Source organism: Hymenobacter sp. HDW8 (genome assembly GCF_011305775.1).
In the GTDB taxonomy this organism is placed as follows: domain Bacteria; phylum Bacteroidota; class Bacteroidia; order Cytophagales; family Hymenobacteraceae; genus Hymenobacter; species Hymenobacter radiodurans.
On sequence record NZ_CP049907.1, the window covers coordinates 3,083,243 to 3,100,240 of the forward strand.

At 56.5% G+C, this 16,998-nt stretch carries 15 protein-coding genes and 1 riboswitch; all 15 genes read right to left on the reverse strand.

The window, feature by feature from the left end; translation table 11 throughout:
- Window positions 1-3 precede the first annotated feature (3 nt).
- The 15 genes from G7064_RS13085 to G7064_RS13145 all read right to left on the reverse strand — a co-directional run bounded on the left by G7064_RS13085 (window position 4) and on the right by G7064_RS13145 (window position 16,953).
- Entirely contained in the window at window positions 4-495 is a 492-nt protein-coding gene (locus tag G7064_RS13085) for a GAF domain-containing protein (RefSeq protein ID WP_166073934.1), read from the reverse strand.
- Between the two features lie 288 nt (window positions 496-783).
- Window positions 784-1,275: a GAF domain-containing protein gene (locus tag G7064_RS13090; RefSeq protein ID WP_166073935.1), complete on the reverse strand. Its 492-nt coding sequence runs from the start codon at window positions 1,273-1,275 to the stop codon at window positions 784-786.
- A gap of 237 nt (window positions 1,276-1,512) precedes the next feature.
- Window positions 1,513-2,070, reverse strand: coding sequence for a hypothetical protein (locus G7064_RS13095; protein ID WP_166073936.1), 558 nt, complete (start codon window positions 2,068-2,070; stop codon window positions 1,513-1,515).
- Window positions 2,071-2,154: 84 nt separating this feature from the next.
- Window positions 2,155-2,631, reverse strand: a complete 477-nt coding sequence (locus G7064_RS13100; RefSeq protein ID WP_166073937.1) for a tetratricopeptide repeat protein — start codon at window positions 2,629-2,631, stop codon at window positions 2,155-2,157.
- 175 nt (window positions 2,632-2,806) lie between these two features.
- Window positions 2,807-3,763: a methylenetetrahydrofolate reductase [NAD(P)H] gene (gene metF / locus G7064_RS13105; RefSeq protein ID WP_133274353.1), complete on the reverse strand. Its 957-nt coding sequence runs from the start codon at window positions 3,761-3,763 to the stop codon at window positions 2,807-2,809.
- 49 nt (window positions 3,764-3,812) lie between these two features.
- Window positions 3,813-7,454: a methionine synthase gene (gene metH / locus G7064_RS13110; RefSeq protein WP_205711225.1), complete on the reverse strand. Its 3,642-nt coding sequence runs from the start codon at window positions 7,452-7,454 to the stop codon at window positions 3,813-3,815.
- Between the two features lie 142 nt (window positions 7,455-7,596).
- Window positions 7,597-7,703, reverse strand: a riboswitch (SAM riboswitch).
- Window positions 7,704-7,818: 115 nt separating this feature from the next.
- Window positions 7,819-9,210 (reverse strand): M16 family metallopeptidase, encoded by a 1,392-nt coding sequence (locus G7064_RS13115; protein WP_166073938.1) that lies wholly within the window; start codon window positions 9,208-9,210, stop codon window positions 7,819-7,821.
- 46 nt (window positions 9,211-9,256) lie between these two features.
- Window positions 9,257-10,699, reverse strand: coding sequence for a M16 family metallopeptidase (locus tag G7064_RS13120; protein WP_166073939.1), 1,443 nt, complete (start codon window positions 10,697-10,699; stop codon window positions 9,257-9,259).
- A gap of 119 nt (window positions 10,700-10,818) precedes the next feature.
- A complete protein-coding gene (locus tag G7064_RS13125) occupies window positions 10,819-12,156 on the reverse strand; it encodes a family 1 glycosylhydrolase (RefSeq protein ID WP_166073940.1) in 1,338 nt (445 codons plus the stop codon).
- A gap of 12 nt (window positions 12,157-12,168) precedes the next feature.
- Window positions 12,169-12,684: a GMC family oxidoreductase gene (locus G7064_RS23055; RefSeq protein WP_317172759.1), complete on the reverse strand. Its 516-nt coding sequence runs from the start codon at window positions 12,682-12,684 to the stop codon at window positions 12,169-12,171.
- 68 nt (window positions 12,685-12,752) lie between these two features.
- Window positions 12,753-13,841 carry a GMC family oxidoreductase N-terminal domain-containing protein gene (locus tag G7064_RS23060; RefSeq protein ID WP_317172760.1) on the reverse strand — a complete coding sequence of 363 codons (1,089 nt, stop codon included), beginning with the start codon at window positions 13,839-13,841 and terminating at the stop codon, window positions 12,753-12,755.
- An 88-nt stretch (window positions 13,842-13,929) separates the two neighbouring features.
- Entirely contained in the window at window positions 13,930-14,295 is a 366-nt protein-coding gene (locus G7064_RS22425) for a gluconate 2-dehydrogenase subunit 3 family protein (protein WP_240935490.1), read from the reverse strand.
- Window positions 14,219-14,545 carry a hypothetical protein gene (locus G7064_RS22430; RefSeq protein WP_240935491.1) on the reverse strand — a complete coding sequence of 109 codons (327 nt, stop codon included), beginning with the start codon at window positions 14,543-14,545 and terminating at the stop codon, window positions 14,219-14,221. The genes G7064_RS22425 and G7064_RS22430 overlap by 77 nt, the downstream gene beginning before the upstream one ends.
- A 188-nt stretch (window positions 14,546-14,733) precedes the next feature.
- Entirely contained in the window at window positions 14,734-15,579 is an 846-nt protein-coding gene (locus tag G7064_RS13140) for an SDR family oxidoreductase (RefSeq protein ID WP_240935878.1), read from the reverse strand.
- Window positions 15,580-15,807: 228 nt separating this feature from the next.
- Window positions 15,808-16,953 carry an alkene reductase gene (locus tag G7064_RS13145; RefSeq protein ID WP_166073942.1) on the reverse strand — a complete coding sequence of 382 codons (1,146 nt, stop codon included), beginning with the start codon at window positions 16,951-16,953 and terminating at the stop codon, window positions 15,808-15,810.
- Between the last annotated feature and the right edge of the window lie 45 nt (window positions 16,954-16,998).

Consider the following 16,998-nt stretch of genomic DNA (forward strand, 5'->3'; position numbering starts at 1 on the left):
CTGCTAGTTAGCGGCAACTGGGTACAAATATTTGTGCAGTAGAGTTGCGGCCGTTTCCAGCAAGGGCAAATCGGTGGTGCGCTCCTGGCAACGCTGCATATCGTAATGGCAAAGCGTACCAAATGCTGTGCCCTGCGCATCGCGAATAAGCACTCCACAATAAGATATAACGGGCGTATCAATCAGGTCTTTAACGCGGGAATCGGTGGCAGCATCGTTGATTTCCAGAGGAGCTTGTTGCCGCCCTACCAAGGAGCAATAGGTGGCTTCCATCGGCGCATCTTCGCCCTGTTGTACGTTGGGCTCATACCGGTCGTATAATACCTCGTTGCGGAGTTTGTCGCCATCAAAACGAAACACGCCGGTGTAGCGGTGTGGGGTGCGACCGTTCAAATACTTAAGCGCAGCATGTGCCCCTTGTTGGTGCAATACGGTAGAGAACTCATCAATTTCGCGTAGCATGGACGAGTCCGGCGTTGGCGGAAAGGTAGACATATGCAGGAAGGGGACGGTTGTAGAAAGAAGGGCGTAAGACAGTTCCCCGGAACGCGTTAATCACTGGAGGAAGCTGCAATGTATTGAAGATTGATGTACGTACGCTGGTTTACGCCATCAGTTTTTAGTTAGGGACAGATCACTTAAAAAAGTAGCGACGCATAAAAGCCCCCCAGATGCTCTGAGAAACGTTCTATGCGTCGTTGCTAGCGGGTACGCAGGCTTTATTTCTTCCCATCGCAAGCCGCTATACTGGCTTTTTGCGAAAGGAAGCCCCTCGGTAGACAATTACTTGGCGGGGGAGGGGTGCAAATGGCTGTACAGCAGGTCGGCGGCGGCTTCCATCAGTGGCAAATCGGTAGTGCGCTCCTGGCAGCGCTGCATATCGAAGTGGCAAAGCGAGCCGAATGGCTTGCCCTCATTATCCCGAATCAGGACCCCGCAATAAGACAAGACGGGTTTATTGGTCAGGTGATTGAGGCGTGGATCAGTGGCGGCGTCCGTGATTTCGAGTGGCGTCTGCTGACGGGTTAGTAAGACGCAGTAAGATGCCTCTAGGGGGGCGTTGGGGCCGTGCACCACATTCACGGGGTCGCGCCGGTCGTAGAGGGCTTCATTGCGCAGCTCGTCGCCTTCAAAGCGGAAAACGCCAGTGTAGCGGTGCGGCGTGCGGCTGTTCAGATACTGGAGCGCCGTATGAATTCCGTGCTGCTGCAACAGGGAGCTAAACTGCTCTATATCGGGAAGCACAGGCGAAGCGGAAGTCGAAGCAGTGGTCATGGGAAATAGTGGCGGCTGAACAGAACGGAAAAAGCGAAGTGAACCTCTGTAATTGACTGATAATCTGAGAATAGAATGGTGGTGCGTTCATCAACTGGCCATGAGCCAGCCGTTTTGCACCCAGCTTCCGTGAGATTTAAAAATACCTAAAAAAGCCCCCCATCTAGCACATGGGGGGCTTTTTATTCAGGCAAAAAGCAGTCAAAAAAGGAATGCTTCCAGCATAGGTTATATAGCCTAGGGTTTCTCCTTCACAGCCTCCCCCAGGTCCTTAATGTCGCGGCCCGCTTCCATGGCCACAAACTCCGCCTGCAGGCCCCTGATGCGCAGTTCGTCGCGCCCTACTACGTCGAGGCGAACTGCCTTAAATCGGTCAGTGAGGCGACGATAAATGCTGGTAGCGTAGTCCCAATCGCGCTGGGTCCACTGGCGGCGCTTGGCGCGCGTCTGGCGGAGCAATTGGGTATAGGCCGGCTCAATGTTCTGAGCAGTAAGCTGGTCGATGGCCGCATAGCTACCCAGCAGATCAGTGGCAAAGGTTGCCTCGGCAGCAGGGTCTAGCGGCTGACGATTGCGGGCGCGGGCGGTGGCAGTATAGTCGGCGGCGCGGCCGCTGGCGCGGTCGAGGCGGTCACCGGCACGGTCGGCTAGCGTATCAAGCTTGCGGGCTTCCTGGCGCACTATTTCCTGGCGCTCACGGGGCGTGGTGTCGCAGCCGCTGAGCAGGATAAGGCAGACAAAAGACAGGCCCGCAGCCTGCACTAAAGAGCTCGGAAAAGGGGCAGTAGGTTTCATAGAGGCGTGTACGCAACCGCTGCCCAGTTGGATATTTAGCTCATTGGCTTCCAACCAAAAAAGCCCCCCGCCCTGCGCGCTAGGTCAGTATTCTTCATCGGTGCGGTCGCGCAGGTCACGTAGCTGGCTTTGCAGGCCCGGAAAGTGCGGACAGATTTTGGCTAAGCGGCGCAGCACGCGCAGGGCAGTCCGGTCTTCGCCCAGCATACGCAGGATAGCCACCCAACCGGAAAGCGCCCCAAAGTGCCGGGGCTCCCGGCGCAGCGTTTCGGCAATATCCAGCAGAGAGGCGCGATACTCACCCCGCATATAGTAAGCTGTGGCGCGCTTGTTCCAGCCTTCGGCATACTCCGGCCGGTTATCAATCAGGTACGTGAAATCGGCAATGGCGCGGGTGTAGTCGCCGGCCGCCAGGGCGCGCATGCCCGCTTCCAGATGCTTGTCGAGAGCGTGGTCGCCGGTAGTCAGCCAAATCTGCCAGATGCCGCTCTGCAACGCTTCAATCTCCGCTGGCGCTTCTGCCTCCTGTAACCTGGCAAACAGATCATCGAGCGTAGTCATAGCTGAAAGGTAAAGCTGAGGTTAAGTGTACGCTGGAACAGCTGCCGCGTTTGAGTGAAGCCTGCTGGGGGCTTTTTACCCACTCTCCATATTCTACCGAATGTATACGCTTTTCTCAAAAGCAAAAGCCAACAACTTAGTTGCTGGCTTTTGCTTTTTGGGTTGAAAGGGTAGCTTAAAACAGCTCCTTGGCCACGCGCCGAATCGACTCCGACTTACCCATGGAATAATAGTGCAGACAAGGCACGCCGTGGGCCATCAGCTCGCGGCTCTGATTGATGCACCACTCAATGCCGATGCGGCGCGCATCCTCGTTGTCGCGGCACTGGCTTATAGCTTCGGCCAGCTCCTCCGGAATGTTAAGGAAGAAAGTGCGCGGCAGCATCGTGAGCTGGCTTTTGGTCGTCATTGGCTTCAGGCCCGGAATAATAGGCGCCGTAATGCCCGCCGCCCGACACCGCTTTTCGAAGTTGAAAAACTGCTCATTGTCAAAAAACATCTGCGTGACAATGTACTCCGCGCCACGGTCCATCTTCTGCTTCAGAAAGCGAATATCAGAGCCGTAGTTGGGCGCTTCAAAGTGCTTTTCCGGGTAGCCAGCCGTGCCGATGCAGAAATTGGTCGGAAACGTATCCTCCTGCTCCTCATCCAGATAACGCCCTTGGTTCATGCACGCTACCTGCTCAATAAGGTCGCTGGCGTAAGCGTGGCCGTCGGGCTCCGGGATAAAGTGAGACTCCGACTTTATCGGGTCGCCGCGCAAAGCCAGCACGTTGTCGATACCCAAAAAGTGCAGATCAATCAGAGCGTTCTCGGTTTCCTCTTTCGAGAAGCCGCCGCACGTCAGATGCGGCACCGTATCTACATCAAACCGGTTTTTGATAGCCGCGCAAATACCAACCGTACCCGGCCGCTTGCGTACGGTTTTGCGCTCCAAAAAGCCGTTCGGCTGCTTGCGGTACACGTATTCCTCGCGATGGTAGGTCACGTCAATAAAGGGCGGCTTGAACTCCATCAGCGGCTCAATATTGCTGAACAGGTTCTGGATATTCTCGCCCTTTCTGGGGGGCAAAACCTCGAAGGAAAACAGCGTTTTGCCGTCGGCTTTGATCAGGTGGTCAGTTACTTTCATATAGAACACCAGCAGCAGACTGGTGAGAGTAGTGAGAGGAGCTTCGTGCTTACAGCGCCGTTACGGGTACGCTGGTTGGGTTATAATTGAGGTTGGGTGAAAGCCAGCGTTCCAGCTCCGCAATCGGCATATTTTTGCGCTGGGCAATGTCTTCTACCTGGTCGCGAGCTATTTTGCCGAGGCCAAAGTAGCGCGAATCGGGATGCGCGTAGTACAGGCCACTCACCGACGAGGCTGGGTACATAGCCAGGTTTTCGGTGAGGATGATACCCGTTTGCTGGTCGGCATCAAGCAGTTGAAACAGCGTGATTTTCTCCGTGTGGTCGGGGCAGCCAGGGTATCCGGGCGCGGGCCGCACGCCGCGGTACTTCTCCTGAATCAGCTCTTCCTTCGTCAGCCTCTCATCAGCCGAATAGCCCCAGAACTCTTCCCGTACGCGCTGGTGCAGGCGCTCCGCAAAAGCTTCCGCCAGGCGGTCGGCCAGCGCCTTAATCATGATGCTGGAATAGTCGTCGTGGTCGGCCTCGAACTTTTCGATAAGCTTTTCAATACCCAAGCCTGCCGTCACGGCGAAACCACCAATGTAGTCTTGGCGACCTGATTCTTTGGGGGCCAAAAAGTCGGAGAAGGCGAGGTTCGGGATGCGGGGGCCTTTTTCACCCTGCTGACGCAAGGTGAAAAACTCGGTCATTACCTGTTCACGCGTGTCGTCAGCATAGACCTCAATAGTGTCGTAGCCAACGGTATTTGCGGGCCAGAAACCGACCACCGCGCGGGCAGTGAGCAGGTTTTCGCTGATAACTTTCTGGAGCATTGCCTGGGCATCGGCAAATAGCTTGGTAGCCGATTCGCCAAGGTTTTCGTCTTCCAGAATGCGCGGATAGCGACCTTTCAGCTCCCAAGTATGGAAGAACGGCGTCCAGTCGATGTACTCGGCCAGCTCGGCCAGCGGATAATTGTCGAGTACTTTCGTGCCGAGGAAGGTTGGCTTCGTAATCGGAGTAGTCTCCCAATCAGCCTTAAACTGGTTTTCGCGAGCCGCTTCAATAGTCAAGTAGTTCTTCTCCCGCTGGCGGGTAGCATAGTCGGCACGCAGAGCCGCGTATTCGTCGCTAACGGTCTTGGCGTAAGCCTCAGCACTGGAACCAAGCAGACTAGCTGCCACGCCCACCGAGCGCGAAGCGTCGTGCACATGCACCATGGGCCCAGAGTAGTTGGGCGCCACCTTTACGGCCGCGTGCAGACGGGAAGTAGTAGCGCCACCAATGAGCAGCGGCGTTTTGAGGCCGCGCTTTTCCATTTCCTGCGCCACGTACACCATCTCATCGAGGCTGGGCGTAATAAGCCCGCTTAAGCCAATAACATCCACGTTTTGCTTTTCGGCTTCGTCTAAGATGCGCTCTAGCGGTACCATCACGCCCAGATCGACAATGTCGAAATTGTTGCAGGCCAGCACCACGCCTACGATGTTTTTGCCGATGTCATGCACGTCGCCTTTCACGGTAGCCAGCAGAATCTTGCCGGCCGTCTGCCGCTCCGAGCCTTGCTTATCGGCCAGCAGGTAAGGCTCCAGATACGCTACCGCTTTCTTCATCACCCGCGCCGATTTTACCACTTGGGGCAGGAACATTTTGCCGGCGCCAAACAAGTCGCCTACCACGTTCATACCGGCCATCAGCGGGCCTTCAATCACCTCCAGCGGCCGGCCTACTTGCTGGCGCACTTCCTCGGTGTCTTCGTCGATAAACTCCGTGATGCCGCGCACCAAAGCGTGCTGTAGGCGCTCCGCCACGGGCAGGCTGCGCCAGGCGTCAGCTACTACTTCCACCTTGTCCTTCTGCTTCACCGTTTCGGCAAAGTCCACGAGGCGCTCTGTCGCGTCGGGACGGCGGTTGAGCAACACGTCTTCCACCAGTTCCAGCAGGTCTTTCGGAATCTCGTCGTACACGCCTAACTGGCTGGGATTTACAATGCCCATGTCCAGACCAGCACGGATGGCATGGTAGAGAAATGACGTGTGCATGGCTTCGCGCACTACGTCGTTGCCGCGATAAGAGAAGCTGATGTTGCTGACGCCGCCGCTGGTGAGGGCGCCGGGCAGGTTAGCTTTGATCCAGCGGACGGCCTCGATGAAGTCCAGCGCATAGTTGCGGTGCTCCTCCATGCCGGTACCCACGGTCAGGATGTTGGGGTCGAAGATGAGGTCCTCGGCCGGGAAGCCCACCTCGTTTACCAGAATGTCGTAGCTGCGCTGACAGATCTCCTTGCGCCGTTCCAAAGAGTCGGCCTGACCATTTTCGTCGAAGGCCATGACCACCATGGCCGCGCCGTACTGGCGCACGGTGCGGGCGCGCTCCTTGAATACTTCCTCGCCTTCCTTCAGGGAAATGGAGTTGACGATGCTCTTGCCCTGCACGCACTTCAGGCCGGCTTCCAGCACGCTCCACTTCGAGGAGTCAATCATCACCGGTACCCGCGAAATGTCGGGCTCGGAGGCAATCAGGTTGAGGAAGGTAGTCATGGCCTGCTCCGAGTCGAGCATGCCTTCGTCCATGTTCACGTCGAGCACCTGGGCGCCGCCTTCTACTTGGTCGCGGGCCACTTGCAGAGCTTGCTCGTAGGCGCCTGTGCGGATAAGGCGAGCGAAAGCGCGGGAACCCGTCACGTTGCACCGCTCACCCACGTTCACAAATAAGCTGTCGGGGGTAATGCCAAACGGCTCCAAACCAGCCAATCGAGTGGCTTTGGGCACTTCGGGTAGTTGGCGCGGCTGATATTTTTCGGCCAGCTTTGCTAGCTCGGCAATATGCTGGGGTGTGGTGCCACAACAGCCACCCGCCACCGTCACGATGCCTTCTTTCAAATAGTTTTCAACGACGGCCGCGAATTCCTGCGCCGACTCATCATAACCGCCAAAAGCGTTGGGTAAGCCGGCATTCGGATAGGCCGAAACGTGCACATCGGCAATGCGGCTCAGTTCTTTTACATACACGTGCAGCTGATCCGCACCCAGGGCGCAGTTCAAGCCCACGCTCAGCAGCGGCAAGTGACTAATAGAATTCCAGAATGCCTCTACCGTCTGCCCCGAAAGCGTACGGCCCGACGCATCGGTAATGGTGCCCGAAATCATGACGGGTACCACTTTGCCTCCTTCGTCGAAATACTTCTGCACGGCATACAGCGCCGCTTTGGCATTGAGCGTGTCGAAGATAGTTTCAATTAGCAGCGTATCGGAGCCGCCTTCCACTAGCCCACGCACCTGTTCTAGGTAAGCAGTAGCTAGCTCGTCAAAGGTTACGGCGCGGAAGCCGGGCCGGTTCACGTCGGGTGAGAGCGAAGCGGTACGGTTGGTGGGTCCGATGGCGCCGGCCACGAAGCGCGGCTTATGCGGTTCGCGGGCCGTAAACTCATCGGCGACTTCGCGGGCCAGACGGGCCGACTCGTAGTTCAGCTCGTACGCCAGATGCTCCAGGCCATAATCAGCCTGGGCGATGGTCGTGCCACTGAAGGTGTTGGTTTCCACCATGTCGGCCCCGGCAGCAAAATACTCGGCGTGAATGCCGCTGATGATATCAGGGCGGGTAAGGCTGAGTAGGTCGTTATTGCCGCGCAGGGGCTTGGGATGATCGGCGAAGCGCGTACCCCGAAAATCTTCCTCCGTCAGCGGGTGGCGCTGAATCATGGTGCCCATGGCACCATCGAGCACGAGAATGCGCTGTTGAAGAATGTCGTAGAGGGGGAGGCGGGGCGAGTCGTTTTCATAAGATCTCCTTACTAAAAAGGCGTTTGAACTACCGCCTATCCAGAAAGAGAACCTCGAAATGAGGGCTCCGCACTTATCTTCTTCTGCCTTGGGGGGCAAAATGGGAGTTGGCACCTTGTTTTACTCAGGTTGCCAAGACGTCACAGGGCCCAGTCCCTCGGTCTTTCTGGATAAGTAGCTGAGCAAAGATACAGCAAGACGACGAAAAAAGTTTACTCTGATTTTAAGCGCTAAAATAAGAAGGGACTGACCTGTTGGTCAGTCCCTTCTTGTATCAATGCGGGAGCTCTATTCAAAGAGACTTCTTCCGCTCGGCCTGAAACTTCTTCAACTGCGGGTCGATCACCTTTTTGTCCCCCACAACGACAATTGTCATTTCATCGGGGCGAACGTACTTCTTGGCCGCGTCCTGCACGTCTTTGGGCGTAACGGCGTGAATATCTTTCACCTGATTAGTGAGGTAGCTGTCGGGAAGACCGTGCAGATCAAGGAAGCTGAGCTGACTGATGATGCCGGCGGGAGTGGAGTTGCGCAGCACAAACAGGCCCGCCTCGTAGTTTTTGATGCCTTCCAACTCTTCGGCTGTGGGAGCCTCTTTTTGCAGACGCTCCACTTCATACACAATTTCCTTGAGCGAATTGCCCGTGTGCTCGGTGGTTACGTCGGCTACCTCGGCCCACTCACCCACACGGTAGCGGGCATTCACGTTGCTGGAAGGAGAATAAGTATAGCCTTTGTTCTCGCGAATATTACTAGTGATGCGCGAGCCAAAAGAGCCCCCCAGCAAGGAATTCATCACACGTAAGCGCGTGAAATCGGGATGGGTCGGATCGACGACAGGTAGGCCGATCACCAGCGTAGACTGGGGCGCGCCGGGGCGGTCCTGCACCATCAGGTCGGTTTTGGTGACGGGCTTGGCAATCTCGATGCGCGGAGCAGGGCCTTTAGTCCAGTTGCTTAGCGAGGAAGTAACTGCCTCGCGCATCGCCTTTTCATCGAACTTGCCCGCAGCGTATACCGCCGTGCGCTGAGCTCCAAACTGCTTGGTGTAAAAGTCGCGGACCTGCTCCGGACCATAGGCGTTTACTTCGGCGTCAGTCGGAATGTCGCGGCCGTAAGGGTGCCCTTTGTACAGAGCCATCGAGAACTTGGTTCGGGCCTGAGTGCCCGGCTGGGAGCGGGAAAGATTGTTTTCGCGCTTAAAGTCATTTTTGATGCGCTCAATCTCGGAAGGTGGGAAAGCCGGGTTTTGCACCACGTCAGCCATTAGCTTTACCAGTTCCGGACCGTATTCCGACAGTACCGAACCAGTGATGAAGGTCTGATTGGGGCCTACCGATACACTGAGTGAGCCACCCATCCGGGCCGCTTTTTCTGATATCTGCTTGGCTGAGAGCGTGGTGGTGCCTTCCCGCATGAGGCGCCCCACGATGTCGGCCAAGCCGTTCTCGTTGGCGGCCTCGTGTACGTTGCCAACTTGTACGATCATACTCACCGTTACTTTCGGAATGTCACCGTAAGGTACCAGCGTGGCTTGCAGGCCATTATCCAGCGTAAATTCCGTCTTGGGGGGCAAAGTGAAGTCGCGGGGGGCGCCGCCGGCGGGCGGCGTTTCTTTTTGGGCTAAAGCTGGGGTGCTAAGGACACAGGCGACGCTCAGCAGGCCAATAAGTATATTTTTCATGAGGTATGTCTTTGGAGGAGTTACCAATTGTAAGCCGAGTGATGCACTAGCTTTTAGCCAATGGATTAATCGTTAGAATCGTCCGGTTTGTGGGCCGCAGGTATTCGCGCAGCGTTTTCTGCATCAGCTCCGGCGTCACTTTCCGAAACTCGCTTTCCAATTGATTTATCCGCTTCGGGTCATTCTCGAATAAAGCGAAACTGGCCAGCAAATCGGCCTTGCCGAAGCCGTATAGCTGACTTACTTGGTCATATAAGTCGGAGCGCATTTTCACAATAGCCAAATCCAGCATCTCCTGGCTTACGCCTTCCTTATCAAGCTTCTGAATTTCCCGGTCCAGCACGGCTACCACAGAATCGGCTGAAACGGTTTTGTCATACACCAGGCTGCCATCCCAGAGCATGGGGCCGTTGTAGTTGAACATATTACCCAAACCCGAATTGATACCGCCGCTCACCGAGCCGGTGTAGCCACGCTCCTGCACCAAGGCCTGGTACAAGCGGCTGTCGTTGCCCTGCAATAGAATCTGGTCGAGCAGGCCCATGGCATAATACTCCGGTGTGTTTTTGTCGGGCATGTGGTAGGCGAAGGCCAGGGCGGGCTTGGTGGCCAGCTTGTCGTCTTTGCTGAAGCGCTGCTCCTTTTCCTGGCGGGGCTCCGTTAGATCTACTTTAGCAGGCAGCGTCGATTTTGGAATGTTCTCGAAATACTTCTTAATCCACGTTTTTGCCTCGGCGGGATTGAAGTCGCCGACTACAACCAGCGCCGCGTTGTTGGGCGCATAAAAGGTCTTGAAGAAGGATTGAACGTCCTCCAGGTTAGCCGCGTCGAGGTCTTTTAGGTCGCCGTAGAAATTGTGGGCGTTGTGCCAGTTCTTGTTGGCGTACTGGGGCATATCCAGCCACGGAAAGCCGCCGTAGGGCTGATTGAGCACGTTTACCTTCACCTCGTTTTTCACCACGCCCTGCTGGTTGGTTAGGTTTTCCTGGGTGATGTTGAGGCCGCGCATGCGGTCGGCTTCGGCCCAGAGCATGGTTTCGAGCTTGTGCGCGGGCACGATTTCGAAGTAGTTGGTGAAGTCGAAGCGGGTGGAGCCGTTCAGGATGCCGCCGTTTTTCTGCACTACCTGAATGAACTCCATTTTGCCCAGGTTTTTGGAGCCCTGAAACATCATGTGCTCAAACAAGTGCGCGAAGCCCGTGCGGTTGCGAGGCTCAATGCGGAAACCGATGTTATAATACGCCGCAATGGTGGCCACAGGGGCCGTTTTGTCGGGTGAAAGCACCACCTTCAGGCCATTGTCGAGCGTGTAGTACTCCACGGGCACCTGGTAGGTAGCTACTTTGGCTACCTCCGTGGTCTGGGAAGCTTGGGGGGCATTTGTGTCGCCGGCCACCCCCGACGTGGTTTTCTGACTACAGGAATTCAGGGCAAAAAAGCCCCCCAAACCCAATAGTAGAGTGGGAATAAATCGTTGTGTTGAGAGCATAACTAGTGGAGGCTGGGAAGTGGAAGAATTTTGGTTTTACGATATTAAGAAAAGCTAAGCATTTATATAAAAGATGCCATTCTTAATTGTACCGTTGCTTTCCACTTGGCCTTCGGCTGCTATATCTCCACTTTTAGCGTGGCGGGCTTCGGTGTTATCACAAACATTTCACCATGAGGCACAATCGTAATCTGGCCGTACTCCTGGAGTAGCTGCATGTAGGCCTCGGCCACGGGGCGCGGGTTGCGGTCGAGGTCATAGAGGCCGCAAGCGTTGACGGTCCCGACTTTGCGCGTCAGGCCAATATCCCAGTCTACTTGGTCGATGAGGGAATACCAGGTGAAACCCAGCACGGGCACACCCTCCGCCCGCATTCTGAGAATATTGACCCACTGTTTCCAAAGCCAAGTAGGAGCATCTTTAGCCTCGAAAACGTTGGTTTCGGTGTGCATTACGGGCTTGCGGTAGCGGCTGTAATATTCCAGCGTAATGTTGTACCAACCTAGCACATCCACGCTAGTGCAGATTTCACCGCTGGGCAGAATAATCTTCTCGTTGCGGCCGTAGTAGTCGTTGCCCATAATCTGGTAGCCGGGTGGCTCACCGGCCATAAACCAGTCGTACTCCTTGCGCGTCAGGCCGTTATCGAGCAGATATGTGAGCACATCGGCGTCGGGGTGATGGGCATACAGAAGGTCCAGAGCCAGGAAGCGCAGCTTGTTATCGAGCTTAATCTGGGAGCAAGGGCTTGCTTTTAGCTCGTGGATATACTCAGCCGATTCGCTTTGCACAATGATACAGTCGGGGCGCTGCAGAGCTATTTGCTGGGTGGCCATAATGCTGGCGGCCACCAAGTGCTTCATAGCTGTTACGAAGCCTTTATCGGTGCGGAGTTGCTCATTCCAGGCTCCGTCCTTGGCGCTCATGCGGGCCGTCACGTATATTTCGTTGATGGGCGTATAGTAGCGCACCCACGGGTAGCGTTTGGCTACGGCCCCGGCAAAAGCGGCAAAATGTACGGGCAGTTCCGGGTTCTGAAAGTTGCCCAACCAGTCGGGCACGCCGAAGTGGAGCAAATCCAGAATGGGCGTGATTCCCAGGCGCTGCATCTCATTCATGACTAAGTCGGCAAACTCCCAGTCGTAGCGGCCCGGTCCTTTGTGCATGCTGTAGTAGGGCAGGCCGTAACGCAATACTTTAAGGCCCATGTCTTTCACCAGCTGCAGGTCTTTTCGCCAATGCTCGTAGTGTCCGCACTCGGCCAGCAGATCGCGGCGGGTGCGGCCGTTTTCGATGGTGGGGTAGGAGCACTCAATGCCGGTGGCAAACATAAAGTTGCCGGGAGTTCCGGTGGGTAGCCCGCTGCCGTCGTGGCCGCCGGCTCCGCCGTACTGGTCGCCCTCATAGCTGCCGTTGCCGAATTTGTCTATGATATGCGTTAGGAATCCTTTAGCCATGAGGGGAAATGATTATGCGTCTCTTCTTTTTTCGCTTTCCAAAAACTTATCGGCCGTGCGCAGGCTCAGCGCCATAATAGTTAGGGCTGGATTGACACTTAAGGCACTTGGGAATACGGAGTTGTCGCAGATGTATAAGTTGGGTACGTCGAAGGCGCGGCCGTCGGGGTTTACCACGGCATCGTCGCCGGAGAGGCCCATGCGAGCGGTACCAATGACGTGCGCCGAGCGCGGAAACGCCCAGATATCGGTGGCCCCGGCCGTTTCCCAGATGCGGCGCATGAGCTGCTCGGCGTGGCGGTTCATGCGGATCTCGTTTTCGTGGTTGGTGAAGTGCAAGCGAGGCTTGGGCAACCCGCGGGCATCTTTTTCCTCGGCTAATTCCAGGAAGTTGTCTTCGTGGGGCAGGCAGTCGCCCAGGATGTTGATACCGGCAATGTGGTTGTAGTTGCGCATATACTCGCGCAATTTTGCCCCCCAGAGCTTACGCTCCCGCACTACCTGGCCCGCAAACGTAACGGGCATCATGCCAATACTTTGCAATAGATAACCGCCCGCAAAGTCGGCATCGGCTGGACGGTGGGTATCCTCCGAAATTAGCCCCCAGGAATGCCTTTGTAGGGTCGAATGTCCTCGGGGAAAGTGCCCCACACCTGCACGCCGGGGTGAGCCATAAAGTTGCGACCTACATGCCCACTACTCAGCGCTAACTCATTCAGCAGCAGCAGACGCGGTGTTTCCACGGCCCCGGCGCAGATAAATAAATGGCGGCACCGCTGGCGCTGCGTAATACCGTTGTGCTCATATACCACGCCCGTTATGCGGCCCTGCTCATCGCGCTCAATCTCGGTAACGAAGCAGTTGGGACGGATTTCGGCGCCGTGCGCGACGGCTAAAGGCAGAAACGTGACATCCATGCTGGCTTTGGCACCGGTGCTGCAACCGGCCTGGCAGAAGCCACGGTTGGTGCAGGCCTCGCGCCAGCCCACCCCCTCCTGGTAGTAGCGCGCCGACAAAGCCGCGTTAGCCGCCGGCGACGTCTTAATTCCTAACTGCTGACAGGCTCGCTCCATAAGCTGAGCGGCCCCATTAAGCGGCAGCGGCGCCAGCGGATAGCCGCGGCCACGCTTAGGTCCCCAAGGGTAAGGCGTAGGGCCCGAGATACCCAGAAAGTGTTCTATCTCCTCGTAATAGGGTTCTAATTCCTCGTAGCCAAACGGCCAATCGACGCCCACGCCAAAGTCGCGGTTTAGGTGGAGGTCATCGGGTTGGGCGCGGGGCGTGTAGGCGGTGTAATGGAGGGTAGAGCCGCCTACGCCAGTGCCAGAGTTGTTTTTGCCAAATGCTACCGGGTTTTTTCCTGCGGAAAGGCGCTCGTCGTTCCAAAAAAGAAACTCCTGGGTTTTTTCATCGGTAGCAAAATCAGTTTTGGGATTGTGCCAAGGGCCGGCTTCCAAGGCTACCACTTTCAACCCAGCCATAGCCAGGCGCGCCAACAGCGGCGCACCGCCTGCTCCGGTGCCGATAACCAGGCAATCGACCTCGTCGGTCGGAAGTGGAATTTCGGCTGGCTGGGGCTCGGGCTCCAGGGCCGAATCCTGCATAATCTGCTTCAAAAGAGGATCTTGCACCTCCTGCTTCAGCGGATTCAGCACACCTTCTTCTATTACTTCTTCGTCGGGCATATAAGATTAGTAAGCACACGCCACGGCGCGTTCAATCGGTAGAATAGTAAGAACAAAAGGCTGCGCTCTTCGGTGAAGGCAGCTTGTTTTACAGACTTGGCGGGGGCGAAATAGCTTCCGGCTCGCGGGGCTCTAACTCGTTTAAGCCTAAGCGAGTCCAGCCGGGTGCGTCGGCCATACCCACGTACCCAATCTCTTCCTGAGCAAGCGGGTGAGCGTAGTAGAGTTCGGTTAGCTCGGCTAACATTTCTTCAAAAAAACGAACGGCGGGTACCGTCTGCCATGCTTCGCCGGGTGCTTCACCAACCTGAACTAACTCAAGTACACTAGCTTGCTCGTCTGGGGTTAGCGCTCGGAATTCTTGCTGAAACAGGGACTCAGCGGCTTGGTTTATGCCCCCAGACCCAAGCGATACGCTTCGCGGTCGGGGGCATGGTGTCGTAACGCCAGCCATCGCTGAGACCGGCGGCCAGGCGACGGTCTACGCTGGGCGCCAACTCGATAGGCGCGTCGGGGCGGTCGGGCTGGGGAAAAAGGCAGGCGGCTACTGCTCGCAGCAGGTCGTAGGCAGCTGGCTCCAGAAACTGAGGCTCGTAGGCCGGCGCATCGAGGCGCTCTTGGAGAGCCGTGCGAGTAGCTTCGGTGACGAGGTCGGTGGCGAGCAGCGCGCGCACGGTACCGTCGGGATAGTGAGGAGAAGTCATGGGCAGAGCAGCTGATAAGGGAAGCTACAGGTAGTAAACTGCTTGGAAGCCAAAACTTCCCGCTACGCTTATCGCTTAGCACCAATACCTGCGTAAATGCTTAACTGTTGAGCTAGCGTTATGGTTGCCGCTCCCCGCAGTACGCTGCCGGCCGCCTACTGCCAGGCCGCACTAAAGCGGTGCCTGGGTTACTGGTCGCTGGATAATTTGCCCCCCGTAACGTGGACTAGACTTCCCGTCATGAAAGAGCCATCCTGTGAAGCCAGCAGCACGTAGGCGGGGGCCAGTTCCTCGGGCTGACCGGGGCGCTGAAGCGCTACTTCGTAGCCAAACTTCTCTACTTCTTCCAGGGGCATCGTGGCCGGAATGTTGGGCGTCCAGACGGGGCCGGGCACGACGCAGTTTACGCGGATGTTCCGTTCGCCCAGGTGGGTAGCTAAGGATTTGGTGAAGGCGTGAATAGCCGACTTGGTGGCCGTATAATCGATGAGCAAAGGGTTGCCGGTAAGCCCCACGATGCTGCCCGTATTGATGATACAGTCGCCGCTTTCCATGTGGGGGAGGGCGGCCTGCGCCATCCAGATATAGCCAAGAATATTGGTGTCGAAAGTGCGGCGAATCTGCTCTTCGCTGATGTCCTCGAACTTTTCCTGGGCCATTTGGAAGGCCGCGTTGTTGACCAGAATATGCAGGCCACCTAGCTCGGCGCGGGTACGGCGCACGGCCTGGCGGCACTGCTCAGGGTCGCGCACATCGAGGCGGAGCAACAGGCAACGGCGCTTCTGCGCTTCTACCAATCGTTGCGTTTCCTGGGCGTCCACGTCGTTTTCGTTGTAAAGCACGGCTACGTCGGCGCCTTCCATAGCGAAGGCCACCGCCACAGCGCGTCCGATGCCCGAGTCGGCGCCGGTGATAAGGGCAATTTTGCCCCCCAGCTTATTAGCGGCCCGGTAGGTTGAGAAACTCATGCCCGGCTGGAGCTTCATATCGGCCTGCTTGGCGGGGTAAGGAAGCTTCTGCGCGTGCTTCTTCATGTCCTTCGCCGTGGGATGATCAATCGGCGTAGGGGCTTTTTTGGTGGAGGCGTTTGGGGCGGGGGCAGAAGCTTTTTTGGCCATAACAGAGCGATGTGATAAAGTTGAGTCACTGTCTACGCAGAATCTCGACGGGAGGTAGTTGCGTGATATTGTATACAAGAAACCCCGCTCCGGAATGTTCCGAGGCGGGGTTCAGTATTAGAAGCCGTTTGGCTGCCGAGAAGGCTAGTAATTCACTATGTCCTGCTTGGGCGAAGCCTCCGTGGCTTCGGCCACCTCCAAGGAAGGATAATCGATGTAGCCTTTGTCGTCGCCGCCGTAGAAAGTAGCCTGATCGGGGGCGTTGAGGGCAGCACCCTGCTCGAAACGCTCTACAAGGTCGGGGTTGGCGATGAACGGAACGCCGAAGGCAATAAGGTCGGCTTCGTTGTTTTCCAAAGCGGCTTCAGCTGTTTCCTGGGTGTAGCCGCCATTCAGAATAAACGGACCATCAAAGATTTTACGCAGGTGCGGAGCTATCGGCTCCTGCCCAGCTTTTGCGGCCATCGGGTGGCCCGGCAGCGCCTCAATGATGTGCAGATAGGCTAGGCCAAACTTATTGAGCTGCTCCGTTACGTAGCTGAACGTACCTAGCCGGTCGGAGTCAGAAATGCCCCCCACGTTGCCAGTTGGAGCCAAACGAATGCCTACACGGTCGGCACCAAATACCTCAGCGGTTGCCTCTACTATTTCCAGCACAAAGCGGGCGCGGTTTTCTACGCTGCCGCCGTATTCGTCGGTGCGCTGGTTGGTCCCATCCTGAATAAACTGGTCGAGCAGGTAGCCATTGGCTCCGTGCAGCTCGACTCCGTCGAAGCCGGCATCTTTTGCGTTTTGAGCCGCTTGGCGAAAGTCATTCACCACATCAGCAATCTCGCTGATCTCCAAGGCGCGCGGGGCCGGAATTTCTTCCATGCCATTGGCGGTGTAGGCCATCACGTCGGTTGGCTTAACGCTGGATGGAGCAACGGGCAATTCGCCGTTGTGGAAGAATGGGTGCGAAATACGACCTACGTGCCACAGCTGAATAAAAATTCGCCCCCCAGCGGCGTGTACAGCCTCAGTTACTTTTTTCCAGCCCGCTACCTGCGCTGCTGAGTGAATGCCGGGTGTGAAAACGTAGCCTACGCCCTGCGGCGAAACCTGGGCACCTTCGGTAATAATAAGGCCTGCCGAAGCCCGCTGCCGGTAGTATTCCACCGTGGAGTCGGTAGGCACATTGCCGTCGTTATTGGCGCGGCTGCGCGTCATGGGCGCCATTACAAGGCGGTTGGGTAAAGAAAGAGCACCCATTTGGAAGGGCGTGAACAGATGCTTGGTTGCAGATGACATAAGAGGGTGATAATTGACTTAAAAGAATGAAAGCACGTGTGAGCC